We start from the raw sequence: 12,124 nt of genomic DNA, 5'->3' as shown, positions 1-12,124 counted from the left end.
GCGACGATGCGCCGGTCCGAGCCGCTCTATGTGATCAGTGTGGCAGCGCGGTTGCTCGAATTGCACCCGCAGACGCTCCGAAAGTACGAGCGTGAGGGGTTTGTCACGCCCTCGCGAACGCGCGGGAACCTGCGTCTCTATTCGGCGGAAGACCTGGAGCGTTTGCGGCAGGTCAAGTACCTCGTCGAAGAGCGTGGGGTGAACCTGGCAGGCGTGCAGCTCGCGCTCTCGTTGACGCAGCAGCTGCGTCGCCTGCGCGAGCGCTGTCTGGCGATCTCCGAGCAGTACGACCGTATCTTCGACTCGGTTGTTGCTGATATCGACGCGATGCTGAACCTGCTCGGTGCGTCGAGTGAAACCGAGTCATAGAGTGATACCGCTCCTCCTGCGAGAACAGATCACGCACTGGTGAGGTAGGGTCATGGGACGACCACAGTTTACGGAAAAGGCTCAAGAAGCACTGGTCGCAGCGCAAGGGCTCGCGACAGAACGAAACCATAGCCAGCTCGATGTGGAACATCTCCTTTACGCTCTGGTCACCCAGTCTGACGGTGTGGTGCCGCAGGTGCTCCTGCGCCTCCAACTCGATCCACGGCGGGTGGCACAGGAACTCGAACGTGTGCTCGACACGTTGCCACGCCTGCAGTATGCGGCCGAACCGACGGTCGCACCCACGCTGCGGCGTGTGCTCGAGCGGGCCCAGGTGGAGGCCCAGGGCTTCAGTGACGAGTACATCAGCACGGAGCATCTGCTTCTGGCTGCCCTGGAAGCTGCACCGCGTTCTCCGGCCGTGCAGGCGTTGCAGCGGCTCGGTGTACAGCGTGAGCGCGTGCTGAGCGCCTTGAGCCAGATCCGCGGTGCGCAACGGGTGACGTCGCCGAACCCCGAGTCGACCTACCAGGCGCTCGAGCGGTACGGGCGCGATCTCACGGCACTGGCTCGTCAAGGCAAGCTCGACCCGGTGATCGGCCGGGACGAAGAAATCCGCCGCGTGATCCAAGTGCTGCTGCGGCGTACCAAGAACAACCCGGTCCTGATCGGCGAGCCGGGTGTCGGGAAGACGGCGATCGTCGAGGGGCTTGCCCAGCGGATCGTCCGGGGCGACGTGCCGGAAGGGCTGCGCGACAAGCGTATCGTCCAGCTCGACTTGGCAGCGATGCTCGCCGGTGCCAAGTACCGCGGTGAGTTCGAAGAGCGTCTGAAGGCGGTTCTCGACGAGATTCGAGCCTCGGAAGGCGAAATCATCGTCTTCATCGACGAGGTGCACACGGTCGTCGGTGCCGGTGCCGCCGAAGGGGCGATGGACGCTGCGAACATGCTCAAGCCGATGCTCGCGCGGGGCGAGTTGCACGCCATCGGTGCGACCACGCTCGACGAGTACCGGAAGCACATCGAGAAGGATCCGGCTCTCGAGCGTCGGTTCCAGCCGGTCTACGTCGACGAGCCGTCGGTCGAGGATACGATCAGCATCCTGCGCGGTCTGCGCGAGCGGTACGAGCTGCACCACAAGGTGCGGATTCTCGACTCGGCACTCGTCGCTGCGGCGGTCTTGTCGCACCGGTACATCACCAACCGGTTCTTGCCCGACAAGGCGATCGACCTCGTCGACGAGGCTGCGGCGCGCTTGCGGATGGAGATCACCAGCATGCCGGCTGAACTGGACGAGTTGACGCGGCGGATCACGCAGCTCGAGATCGAGCGGGAAGCCTTGCGCAAGGAGCGCGACGAGGCTTCGCGACAGCGGCTGGCCGAGCTGGAACGCGAGCTGGCGAACCTGCGCGAGCAGGAACAAGTGCTACGCTCGCAGTGGGAGCAGGAACGCCAGGCGCTCGAGCGGATCAATGCGCTCAAGGAACAGATCGAGCAGACGCGCATCGAAATCGAGCAGGCATTGCGCGTCGCTGACTACACGCGCGCGTCGGAGCTCCAGTACGGACGGCTGGTCGAACTCGAGCGCCAGCTCCGCGAGGAGGAGCGTCGGCTGGCTGAGATACAGCGCCAAGGGCGCCTGCTCAAGGAAGAGGTCGACGCCGACGATATCGCCGAGATCGTCAGCAAGTGGACGGGCATTCCCGTGGCGAAGCTCATGGAGAGCGAGATGGAGAAGCTCGTCCACATGGAGGAGCGTCTGCACGAGCGGGTCGTCGGCCAGGACGAGGCGGTGCGGGCAGTCTCGAACGCGATCCGCCGTGCGCGGGCTGGGCTGCAGGATCCCAATCGGCCGCTCGGGAGCTTCATCTTCCTGGGGCCGACGGGCGTCGGGAAGACCGAGCTGGCACGCGCGCTGGCTGAGTTCCTGTTCGACGACGAGCGAGCGATGGTGCGGATCGACATGTCGGAGTACCAGGAGCGGCACACCGTTTCGCGCCTGATCGGCGCTCCGCCGGGGTACGTCGGGTACGAGGAGGGTGGCCAGTTGACCGAGGCGGTGCGGCGCCGGCCGTACTCGGTGGTGCTGTTCGACGAGATCGAGAAGGCGCATCCGGAAGTCTTCAACGTTCTGCTCCAGGTACTCGACGATGGGCGCTTGACCGATGGTCAGGGCCGTACCGTCGACTTCCGGAACACGGTGATCATCATGACGAGCAACCTCGGGTCGGAGTACATCCAGGCGTTGCTCCCGTACCGCGAAGAAGAGGCATACCAGCGCGTGATGGAGGCGGTGCGGGCGCACTTCCGGCCGGAGTTCTTGAACCGGATCGACGAGATCATCATGTTCCGGCCGCTCACGCGCGAGCAGCTGTCGCAGATCGTCGACATCCAGCTGCGGCAAGTCCGGCAGCGCCTCAAGCAGCGCAACATCACGCTGCAGGTGACGTTGCGTGCGAAGGAGTGGCTGGCCGAGCGCGGTTACGACCCGGTGTACGGGGCACGCCCGCTCAAGCGGGTCATCCAGCGGGAGCTGCTCGATCAGCTGGCGAACAAGATCCTGCGTGGCGAGGTACGCGACGGTGATACGGTCATCGTCGACGTCGACGAACAGGGTCACTTGAGCATCCGGTCGATGCTGGCCGAGGCGGAAGTGGTCGCGTGAGGCGGATCGGGGGGCCCATGGCGGGCTCCCCCGCACTCTTCTCGCGGGGAGAGGGCGATGGAGACCATTGCGGAAATTGCAAAGCTCGTCCTGCTTGCCGTGTTGGTCTTTCTCGTACCGTTTCTGTTCATGCTGATCTTCGACCTTGCGGCACATCTCGGGGAACTGTTCGGACAGCGTCGCTCCTGACGAGCGAGGGAGAACCATGGATGCCTTGCAGACGCTCGGCCGTATGCTCGTCCTGATGGGGCTCCTCATCGTCGGCATCGGTGTGCTGCTGCTGCTCGCTGGCCGCGTGCCATTTCTCGGCCGGCTCCCTGGCGACATCGTCTACCAGCGTGGCAACTTCACCCTCTATATCCCCCTCATGACCATGCTCCTTCTCAGTCTCATCCTGACGATCATCCTCAACCTCTTGTTTCGCCGTTGATCGTTCGGTATAGTCAGGGTCGGTCGAATCCCGTTCGCACGTTGCGCAGCACGGAGTGTGTGATGCCGCGATCGAGCCTCGTCAACACGCTCGGGTGGGTCGTCGCCACCTGTCTCGCTGTGGTTTTGGGTTTTCTGTCCCGTCGCATCCACGGTCAGGGATGGACGAACAGGCTCCCTCGCCGGGACAAAACGGATCGGTTGTTCGACGTAGACAGCGAAGGACGGGCGCGGCTCGCACTGGAGGATGACCCGTACGAGGTCGGTGCGGTGCGGTTGAGCGCTCCAGCCGAGAGCCGTCCCGCGTCGCTCGAAGGGCTGGCCCCGGAGAGCCATGACCGGGCCGTGATCGCAGAGGCGACGGTCCGGTTGATCGTGTCCGATATCACCGAGACGGCGGCACAGATCGAACGGCTCGCCCGGGAAGCCGGAGGGTTCGTGCTGACGCTCGAACTCGCCCTCGAGCGTTCGCTCCCGTTCGGGCAAGCCGTTCTCGCGGTCCCGGCCGAGCGTGTGACGGCAGTCATCGAACGGATCCGGTCGCTACCGGTTGTGCGTACTGTCATCGGTTCTTCCTACCGGGAACGAGATGTCACCGGTGAGGTGCTCGACCTCGAAGCGAGGCTCTCGGCAGCCCGCAGGAGCGAAGAGCGGTACCTCGCACTCTTGGAACGTGCTGAGCACGTGCATGACGTGCTGCGCATCGAGGAAGAGTTGAGACGGATCCGTTCGGAGATCGAGCGTCTGGAAGGACAGCAGCGCTGGTTGGCTGACCGGCGGCGGATGGCTCGCGTCACGATCGCGTTCCAGGGCGCTGAGACGTCCGTGTGGCGACGAGTCGTGGCAGCCTTCGGTGAGGGATGGCAGGCGGGCCTACAGGAACTGGTCGCGCTGGCTCGATTCGGTGGACGTTGGTTGGGGGTCGCTGCTCCGGCTGCGCTGCTTTTCACGGTAGCTGGCTGGCTGCTCCGGCGCATCGTGTCACCGATGCGGACCGGCAGTGCACTCTTCGATGGCGAACACCAGGACGGCGTTCTCCAGCGACGATGAGCGATGACCCACGGAGCACGCGCTCCGTGGGTCGCATCATCGTGTAGCCAGCGATCAACCCCAGACGGCCTTGGCGACCCGTGCGACGAGTTCCAGCTTCTGCTGCTGAACCACCGGTGTGATGCGGTTCCCTTCCCAAGTGGAGGCGAAACCGCACTGCGGACTGAGGGCGAGTCGCTCGAGCGGGATGTACTTGGTCGCTTCCTTGATCCGCTGTATGATTTCGTCCTCGCTTTCCACCCGCATCTTCTTGGTCGTCACCAGTCCCAGCACCACCACGCGGTCTTCGGGGACGAAGCGAAGCGGCTCGAAGGTTCCTGAGCGCTCGTCATCGTACTCGAGGAGGAAGCGATGGAACTTCGTCTTGCGGAAGACCTTTTCGGCAATCGGATCGTAGCCACCCGATGCGTAGAACATGCTCTGGTTGTTACCACGGCAGATATGCAGGCCGAAGACGATTCCCTGTTTGTCGAACCCGTCGAGGACCGCGTTATCGAGTTCGATCGTCTGGTCGACGATCGTGTCCGGATCGATGCCACGCAAGCGGTAGCCCTCGCGGATCTTGGGATCGAGCAGTGCAGCGTACTGCGGGGCATCGATCTGGATGTAGGTGCAGCCCAGCCGGATAAGCTCCTCGATCTCGCGCCGCGTGATATCGACGATATCGGCGAGGTAACTCTCGATCGTCGGGTACGCGCCCGTTGACTTGTTCTTGTCCCAGTAGACGGCCGCTTGCATCGTGCTGATAAGCGTCACCTTCCCGATCCGATTGGTGCGAGCGCGGAGGTAGGTGAATTCCTCAGCGCACATATTGCGCTTCCAGCGGAGCTTCTCGACGACGATCGGGCGACGGACGATGTTCTCGTTCCCCTGCTCGTCGCGGAAGGGAATGGCCCACCCGCCGAACTTGTCGAAACCCTCCATCGCTTCGACGAGGTGACCAAAGAACGCGTACCGACGTTGCTCACCGTCGGTGACGACTTCTAGCCCGGCGTCTTCTTGGAGCTTGATCGCCTCATCGACCGCTCGGTCTTCGATCCGTTTGAACTCGGCAGCACTCATTTCGCCAGCCTCGTACTTCTGACGCGCCTCGGTGAGATACGCTGGCCTGAGCAGGCTCCCGACGACATCACTGCGGTAGTACACCGGTTCCCCCATCCTTTCAGCTGCTGCCGCGTTCGGCACCCGGCTCGCATTCGCTCCAAGCATAACCGAACGGTGCCGGGACTGAACAGAACCGAACACCGCCGAAGAGCGCGGTGTACCGCAGTCTACACGGAGCGAGTGTCCAGGGGGGAGGACCCAACAACTGTCCACGCGCAGCGAGCCGCTTAGACGGCGGGTTCTCGGGTTCAGAATTGTCGAACGCTGTCGTTGACTATCCGTATGCCGCATGCTAGCGTACGATTCGGATACGTTCTTTTCATGTCTAAAGGTTGAGTATCGGGAAGGTGTCGGGATGAAGACGCGGGCGGCAGTGCTCTACGGTCCGACACGATCGTTCACCATCGAGGAGTTGGAGCTCGACGAGCCGAAAGAGGGCGAAGTCCTCGTGAAGCTGGTGGCGACCGGCCTCTGTCACTCCGATTGGCACTTCGCCAAGGGTGAGGCGCCGGTTCGCTATCCGATGGTCGTCGGCCACGAGGGGGCTGGGATCATCGAGAAGGTCGGCCCCGGCGTCAGCGAAGTCAAGCCGGGCGACCATGTCGTGCTCTGCTACATTCCTGCCTGCGGCAAGTGCCGCTGGTGCTTGAGCGGGTTGGGCGCGATTTGCGATCGCGGGATCCTCATCGGGCAGGGGACGCAGCTCGACGGAACGTTCCGCATGCACAACCAGCGCGGTGAGGACATCGCCCAGTTCGCGCTGGTGTCGGCGTTCAGCGAGTACACGGTCTGCCCGGTCGACTCGGTGATCAAGATCGACCCCGATCTGCCGCTCGACCGAGCCTGTCTGGTCGGCTGCGCCGTCCCGACCGGGTGGGGTGCGGCGGTCAACCGGGCACGGGTGCGTCCCGGCGAGACGGTCGCCATCTTCGGCACCGGTGGCGTGGGGATGAACGCGGTGCAAGGGGCAGCGATGGCGGGTGCCGAGAAGGTGATCGCCATCGATCTCGTGGACTGGAAGCTGGAGAAGGCCAAGGAGTTCGGTGCCACGCACATGATCAATGCATCGCGTGAGGATCCGGTCCAGCGGGTACTGGACATCACCCATGGGGTAGGAGCCGACGCTGTCCTTCTGACAGTCTCGCTTGTCACCGCCGAGATCATCGGTCAAGGCGTGCGGGCCACGCGCAAGGCTGGTCGGACAGTTATCGTCGGGGCCTCGGATCGGCGGATCGAGCGAATGAATATCACGCCGTACGATTTCATGCTGCTCGCGAAGGAGATCGTTGGCACCATCTTCGGACATAATGTGCCGCGTGTGGACATTCCCAAGCTCCTCGGTTTGTACCGGGAGGGCAAGCTCAAGCTGGACGAACTCGTGACGAAGCGCTACCGGCTGGATGAGATCAATCAGGCATTCATCGATCTCGAAGAGGGACGTTTGATCCGCGGTGTACTCGTCTTCGATTGAGTTGCACTGTACGGTTGGTAGGAAGTTCAGTAGGTGGTATGTGGTTGCTGGTAGCGGGCGCGTAGGTGCGTCTCGGCGCCTCGTCTTCAGTCGGATCGAGAGGACAAAGTCACGCGCTTCTTGACTCTTGACAAGCACAGTGAAGCTGCTTATAGTGGCAATTGCTATGGGTAGTTGTCTGCTTCAGCACCAGGTCTGGTTTGCGTACTACTTTAGCCCGCCGGCGTTGCTGGCGGGGCGCTGGGTGCTGAAGCGCTGAACCCGTAGCCCGACAAGCCAGTGACGCCGGCGAGCAGGGGTACGAGCCTCTGCTCGCTTCGTTTTGTGGGAAGGTCAATGGGAACACGGGAAGGGAGGCAATGGCGATGATTCTCCGGCTTCGCTCCGATGCGGATCCCCATGAGCGGCAGAGGCTGGTCACGGTGCTCCGGGACTACGGGCTCGAGGTCACGGTGCTGACGGATGGTGGGGTGCCGGTGATCGGGATCAACGGCCGCGGGCTCCCGGAGGCGTTCGCCGACGATCTCGCTCGCTTGCCGATCGTCGAGGCGGTTGTGGCGAGCGGGAAAGCGTATCGGCTCGCTGCGCGCGCTGTGCGGCCGGAGGGAACGGTCGTGCAGGTGGGTTCAGTCCGCATCGGGGGACGAGACCCGGTCGTCATCGCAGGCCCCTGCACGGTCGAGTCGCGGGAGCAGCTCATCCGCACGGCCGAGGCGGTACGCGAAGCCGGGGCGACGCTTCTCCGGGGAGGTGCGTTCAAGCCGCGCACCTCCCCGTACAGTTTTCAGGGGCTCGGTGAACGCGGCCTGGAACTCCTGGCCGAGGCGCGCGAACGTACCGGCTTACCGATCGTGACCGAGGTGCTCGATACCGAGCACGTCGAGCTCGTGGCACAGTATGCCGACGTGTTGCAGATCGGCAGTCGGAACATGATGAATTTCGCCTTGCTGCGCAAAGTAGCGGCGACGGGAAAGCCGGTGCTGCTCAAGCGCGGCTTCGCTGCGACCGTCGAGGAATGGCTCCTGGCTGCCGAGTACTTACTGGCTGGTGGCAACGACCAGGTGGTGTTGTGCGAGCGGGGCGTGCGCGGTTTCGATCCGGCGACTCGTTTCATGCTGGACCTCAACGCTGTGCCGCTCGTGCGCCAGCTCAGTCACCTGCCGGTGATCGTCGATCCGAGCCACGGCACCGGTTTGCGCGAACTGGTGCCAGCCATGTCGCTCGCAGCGATCGCGGCGGGAGCCCATGGACTGATCGTCGAAGTCCATATCGAGCCGGAGGCAGCACTGGTGGACGGTCGGCAGTCGATCGACCCGACGACGCTCGCCGACGTCGTACGGCGCATACGTTCCGTCCGCGATGCCATCGAGGAGCCCGTCACGGTGTGAAGTCGTGACGAGCCAAGGCGGTAAGGCCGTTTTGCGCTGCACGGAATGCTCGCTGCAGCGCAACGGTCATTCCTTCGTTCGGCATCGACGTGGTTTCCGCGGCGCGCGAGGCGCGCGCCGAGGTGACGATCACCATCCGCTCGAGATGGGCGAGAAGCACTCGCGCTGGAGTATCCTGCAGCGGCGCAGTGGACCGCTGCACATACGCTGCTGTCACCACCGAAACGAACTGTTCGCGGACAGCCTGATCGAAGTGCTGCATTCCCGACACCAGGTCGGCGATGTCGTCAGCCGGGGAGCGCAGGGCAAGATGCTCCCAACCGAGCACACAGTCGATGTCGCCGCCTGTCGTGAAAAGTGCAGCGAGACGAACTGGGTTGAGGGTCGGTGCGAGCGGTGCATCACGCACGAGCTGCCGGTCGATCCAATCGAGCATCCGGTCGAGTATCGACCGTATCGGTGCGGGGTAGTCCGCTGCATCGACACGGAGCTGTCCGAGCCGGTGTTCCGTCGCGTCCGGCATCGAGGAAGCCAAACCCAGCGCATCGGGAGAACATTGGTGCAGTTCCACGAGAAAACGGGCCACACTGACTGCTGCGGCGCTCACCTTCCAGGGGGCAGTCGCGTGGCGCAGAATGTACTCGATCGTCACGCCGGGAGGCGGTGCACAGAGGAGCAGAACATGCTCCGCATCGTCCGCACGCGCGAGAATGGTTGGGGTGGGCAAGCCGCACTGTGCTGCCCGGTCATACGCTGACGCTGGGTCGACGCCGTTCGAGGAGGAGAGCAGCAAAGCGAGAAAGTGGTGCTCACGAACGGTGCCGGAGATCTTTCGCTGGACGGTAATCGTCCAAGCTCGCTGTTGGAGCGCTGGTACTGGCGTGGCGACGCTCAGCGAGACTTCTCCACGCGGGTACAGTTGGGCGAGCGCCTGCCGGAGTAGCCCGCTGCCTGACGGAATGGGTGTTGACATCGTGACCTCCTCGAGGGGCCGCGGTGCTCATTCCTGGAAGGGTACTGGCCGATGGCACCGTTCGACCAGTGAGCAGTTCCTGCCTACTCAGGGTCAGCATCTTCTGTTTTATCCGATGGGAGTTCCGAAAGGACTGTGATGCGCATTCTCGTCATTTCCCCGCTCTTGCCTATTCCGCCGTACACTGGGGGTGCACTGCGTATCGCCTATCTTGTCCGGGCGCTGGCGAGGGAACATGAGGTAACGCTGGTCGCAGCCGCACCACGGGGGACTGCGATCGGCCGCGCCTGCGAGGCGTTGGCTCCTGTGACGGTCAAGGTCGTGAGAGCTGGTTGGGTTCCGGGCGAACCACCGTCATGGTCGAAGCGGTGGCTGCAGGTGCGTTCGCTCTTCACCCGTCAGTCCGCACAGTACTGGACCTTCACGAGGGCGCTGCAGCGCGCGGTGCAGCCTGAAGACTTGGCAGTGTACGATGTCGTCCAGGTGGAGTACAGCGTGCTCGGGCTCTTGCCGATTGCCGAGCAGCTCCCCCTCGTGCTCGATGCGCACAACGTCGAGTATCGAGTCCTGCTGCGGACAGCGGCGCACGTGTCCCCGTGGCGACGTACCTGGTTGCGCTGGGAGGCGCGTCGCTTGCGGCGAGACGAGGAAACTGCTTGGCGGCATGCTACTTTCTGCTTGGCCACCTCGCAGGTGGATGCTGAGGAAATCGCTCGCACGTCGCAGCGGCCAGTAGTGGTCGTTCCCAACGGAGTCGATGTCGATCGCTTTCCATTCCCGGACGTCGATTCGGCTGAGCCCGATCACGTGGTGTTCGTCGGAACCTACCGGTATTTTCCGAACGTGGACGCAGTGCACTGGTTCGTGCGCGAGATCTGGCCACGAATCCGTGCGGCTCGACCCGCTGCACGGTGCAGTCTGGTGGGGATGGATCCGCCTGCATCGGTGTGCAGTTTGGCTGATGTGCCTGGCGTCGATGTGGTTGGCACGGTACCGGACGTGCAACCCTGGCTCGCTCGCGCGACCGTCGTCGTCGTCCCCTTGCGTTCGGGAAGCGGAACTCGCCTCAAGATCCTGGAAGCTTTCGCCGCGGGACGACCGGTGGTCTCCACGCGGATCGGTGCCGAAGGCTTGGCCGTGGAGCACGGGATACACCTTCTTCTCGCTGACGATCCGGTCTCGTTCGCTGAAGCAGTGATCCAGCTGCTGGCTGACCGAGAGCAGCGGTGGTCGCTCGCGCGTGCAGCGCGGGAACTCGTGGAGAGGGAATACGCTTGGCCACGGGTCGGCGAGAAACTGCTTGCTGTCTATCGCGAGCTTGCAGCAGGAGGCGGTCGATGACCGGTGAAGATCCAGCCTTCACGGTAGGCTTCGGGTGGCAAGACAACCTGAAGTGATCCGTCTCGCGAGACGAGCCAAGCGGTGACGACTGCGAGGACCGCGTCGAGCGCATCACCACCCGGCTGCTCGACGAGGCGTGCGAGCACATCGGGTGAGCAGTCGATGCCGAACTCGAGGAGGGCCCGAGCGATCCGAGAGCGCATCGCTCGCTGCACGAGCTCCCTCCCCTTGTAGCCGCGGTACGGCAAGCCCCAGGTCCGTAACGATACTGCAGGACAGACTTCGATCAGATGTGGCTTGGGTGGCTCAGGTTCCTGGAACGGTGCGATCGTGGCCACCTCTCGCCGGACGAGTTCACCGAGGATGCAACGGAGCCACAAATCGGTCTGTCGATACAATCGGAGGTTAGTCGGAGCGAACGGTGCACCTGCCACTCGGTCGGTAAGGCGACGGCGTTCATGCCCGTCGGCCGTGCGACCAGCTGCCCGGAGCGTTTCCGCCGTCGGGAACCGGGAGGGATAGGTGTGGATCCATTCTTTCCACGGCTGCTCGACGAGTGGAAGAGGCAGGCCGAAGCAGGCATCGCACGCGACGAGGCTTCCAGCGCTCGTAGCCAGGAACGAGACGAGCCCGTCGATCGCGTGCGGGCGAGTCCGACCGAAGCGTTCGGCCGCCGAATGGACTGCGTCGATGTGGAGTCGCTCTCCGCGCGGTGTTGCGCGAGCGATCCAGATACGTTTGCTCGCATCTTTCGCTGCGGAGAAGTCGATGCCAATCAGAGACTCGAAGACGATCACTTCCAAGCACGCTCTTCCAGTTCACGTTCCAGTGCGCTGGCGAGGCGAGCGAAACTGGGTGGATGCTGGTGTACGAGTGTCGCCTGTACGAGTGGGCGAAGATCCAGATCGATCGCGTGGGAAATACGTAAAACCGAACCGGTCGGTCGCTCGACCCACTGGCCTCCGAAGTTCTGGCGCAACGTCTCGCCGACGTACGCGATCAGCGGTTGCTCCAGCTCGCTCAAGTCATGCGGACGCTCGCTGCCATACACTTGAGCGAGATAAAGCCACTCGTCCAGGAGGTCATCGAGGACAGCGAGCGACTCGAGCGAGAAGTCGAGATCGTGACCGGTAGCTTCTCGGACTCGTTCCCGGAACATTGCTGCCAGAGCCGCCCAGTCGGTTCCCATCGTTCCCTCCGAGGATGGTAGTCGGACTTCAGGCTGGAGTGCGAGACGAACGGTCTCTGCGTGGTCATGGTACAGACCGACGCGAGGACTGCGTCGAAAGTAGGATGCTCGATACGGGTGGCGCGTGAGGAATCGTGCAGCATGA

General features: G+C 63.4%; 12 protein-coding genes. 8 read left to right on the top strand and 4 right to left on the bottom strand.

The features are described 5' to 3' along the window. The first annotated feature begins 6 nt into the window (after positions 1 to 6). The 5 genes from OO015_RS02820 to OO015_RS02800 all read left to right on the top strand — a co-directional run bounded on the left by OO015_RS02820 (position 7) and on the right by OO015_RS02800 (position 4,513). On the top strand, positions 7 to 369 hold the full coding sequence (locus OO015_RS02820; protein WP_265939576.1) for a heat shock protein transcriptional repressor HspR: 363 nt from the start codon (positions 7 to 9) through the stop codon (positions 367 to 369). A gap of 52 nt (positions 370 to 421) precedes the next feature. Then, entirely contained in the window at positions 422 to 3,034 is a 2,613-nt protein-coding gene (clpB, locus tag OO015_RS02815; RefSeq protein ID WP_265939575.1) for an ATP-dependent chaperone ClpB, read from the top strand. Between the two features lie 57 nt (positions 3,035 to 3,091). Further along, the gene (locus OO015_RS02810; RefSeq protein ID WP_265939574.1) at positions 3,092 to 3,223 is read left to right on the top strand and encodes a hypothetical protein; all 132 of its coding nucleotides are present in this window, start codon (positions 3,092 to 3,094) and stop codon (positions 3,221 to 3,223) included. Positions 3,224 to 3,239: 16 nt separating this feature from the next. Continuing rightward, positions 3,240 to 3,464 carry a DUF2905 domain-containing protein gene (locus OO015_RS02805; protein WP_265939571.1) on the top strand — a complete coding sequence of 75 codons (225 nt, stop codon included), beginning with the start codon at positions 3,240 to 3,242 and terminating at the stop codon, positions 3,462 to 3,464. 62 nt (positions 3,465 to 3,526) lie between these two features. Then, positions 3,527 to 4,513 carry a DUF4349 domain-containing protein gene (locus OO015_RS02800; RefSeq protein ID WP_265939569.1) on the top strand — a complete coding sequence of 329 codons (987 nt, stop codon included), beginning with the start codon at positions 3,527 to 3,529 and terminating at the stop codon, positions 4,511 to 4,513. Between the two features lie 54 nt (positions 4,514 to 4,567). Here OO015_RS02800 and OO015_RS02795 read toward each other — a convergent pair whose 3' ends face one another. Beyond that, on the bottom strand, positions 4,568 to 5,671 hold the full coding sequence (locus tag OO015_RS02795; RefSeq protein WP_265939567.1) for a cobalamin-independent methionine synthase II family protein: 1,104 nt from the start codon (positions 5,669 to 5,671) through the stop codon (positions 4,568 to 4,570). Positions 5,672 to 5,972: 301 nt separating this feature from the next. Here OO015_RS02795 and OO015_RS02790 point away from each other — a divergent pair, with 301 nt between their 5' ends. After that, the gene (locus tag OO015_RS02790) at positions 5,973 to 7,088 is read left to right on the top strand and encodes an NDMA-dependent alcohol dehydrogenase (RefSeq protein ID WP_265939565.1); all 1,116 of its coding nucleotides are present in this window, start codon (positions 5,973 to 5,975) and stop codon (positions 7,086 to 7,088) included. Between the two features lie 365 nt (positions 7,089 to 7,453). After that, positions 7,454 to 8,476 carry a 3-deoxy-7-phosphoheptulonate synthase gene (gene aroF, locus OO015_RS02785; RefSeq protein ID WP_265939563.1) on the top strand — a complete coding sequence of 341 codons (1,023 nt, stop codon included), beginning with the start codon at positions 7,454 to 7,456 and terminating at the stop codon, positions 8,474 to 8,476. Here the strand turns inward: aroF and OO015_RS02780 are convergent. Further along, positions 8,466 to 9,449 (bottom strand): phosphotransferase family protein, encoded by a 984-nt coding sequence (locus OO015_RS02780; protein WP_265939561.1) that lies wholly within the window; start codon positions 9,447 to 9,449, stop codon positions 8,466 to 8,468. The genes aroF and OO015_RS02780 overlap by 11 nt on opposite strands. Positions 9,450 to 9,587: 138 nt before the next feature. Here OO015_RS02780 and OO015_RS02775 point away from each other — a divergent pair, with 138 nt between their 5' ends. Continuing rightward, positions 9,588 to 10,790, top strand: coding sequence for a glycosyltransferase family 4 protein (locus tag OO015_RS02775; protein ID WP_265939559.1), 1,203 nt, complete (start codon positions 9,588 to 9,590; stop codon positions 10,788 to 10,790). Here the strand turns inward: OO015_RS02775 and OO015_RS02770 are convergent. Both OO015_RS02770 and OO015_RS02765 read right to left on the bottom strand, forming a co-directional pair. Continuing rightward, positions 10,757 to 11,587, bottom strand: coding sequence for a DUF429 domain-containing protein (locus tag OO015_RS02770; RefSeq protein ID WP_265941009.1), 831 nt, complete (start codon positions 11,585 to 11,587; stop codon positions 10,757 to 10,759). The genes OO015_RS02775 and OO015_RS02770 overlap by 34 nt on opposite strands. Then, on the bottom strand, positions 11,584 to 11,979 hold the full coding sequence (locus OO015_RS02765; RefSeq protein WP_265939557.1) for a hypothetical protein: 396 nt from the start codon (positions 11,977 to 11,979) through the stop codon (positions 11,584 to 11,586). The genes OO015_RS02770 and OO015_RS02765 overlap by 4 nt, the downstream gene beginning before the upstream one ends. Positions 11,980 to 12,124: the final 145 nt, after the last annotated feature.

Source organism: Thermomicrobium sp. 4228-Ro (assembly GCF_026241205.1).
In the GTDB taxonomy this organism is placed as follows: domain Bacteria; phylum Chloroflexota; class Chloroflexia; order Thermomicrobiales; family Thermomicrobiaceae; genus Thermomicrobium.
Note: the sequence above shows the minus strand (reverse complement) of the source record. Positions and strands in the feature narration are given on the sequence as shown.

Excerpts from the sequence above, each read along its gene's own strand:
- OO015_RS02820 (WP_265939576.1), top strand. The coding sequence starts at position 7 with ATGCGCCGGTCCGAGCCGCTCTATGTGATCAGTGTGGCAGCGCGGTTG.
- clpB (WP_265939575.1), top strand. The coding sequence starts at position 422 with ATGGGACGACCACAGTTTACGGAAAAGGCTCAAGAAGCACTGGTCGCA.
- OO015_RS02810 (WP_265939574.1), top strand. The coding sequence starts at position 3,092 with ATGGAGACCATTGCGGAAATTGCAAAGCTCGTCCTGCTTGCCGTGTTG.
- OO015_RS02805 (WP_265939571.1), top strand. The coding sequence starts at position 3,240 with ATGGATGCCTTGCAGACGCTCGGCCGTATGCTCGTCCTGATGGGGCTC.
- OO015_RS02800 (WP_265939569.1), top strand. The coding sequence starts at position 3,527 with ATGCCGCGATCGAGCCTCGTCAACACGCTCGGGTGGGTCGTCGCCACC.
- OO015_RS02795 (WP_265939567.1), bottom strand. The coding sequence starts at position 5,671 with ATGGGGGAACCGGTGTACTACCGCAGTGATGTCGTCGGGAGCCTGCTC.
- OO015_RS02790 (WP_265939565.1), top strand. The coding sequence starts at position 5,973 with ATGAAGACGCGGGCGGCAGTGCTCTACGGTCCGACACGATCGTTCACC.
- aroF (WP_265939563.1), top strand. The coding sequence starts at position 7,454 with ATGATTCTCCGGCTTCGCTCCGATGCGGATCCCCATGAGCGGCAGAGG.
- OO015_RS02780 (WP_265939561.1), bottom strand. The coding sequence starts at position 9,449 with ATGTCAACACCCATTCCGTCAGGCAGCGGGCTACTCCGGCAGGCGCTC.
- OO015_RS02775 (WP_265939559.1), top strand. The coding sequence starts at position 9,588 with ATGCGCATTCTCGTCATTTCCCCGCTCTTGCCTATTCCGCCGTACACT.
- OO015_RS02765 (WP_265939557.1), bottom strand. The coding sequence starts at position 11,979 with ATGGGAACCGACTGGGCGGCTCTGGCAGCAATGTTCCGGGAACGAGTC.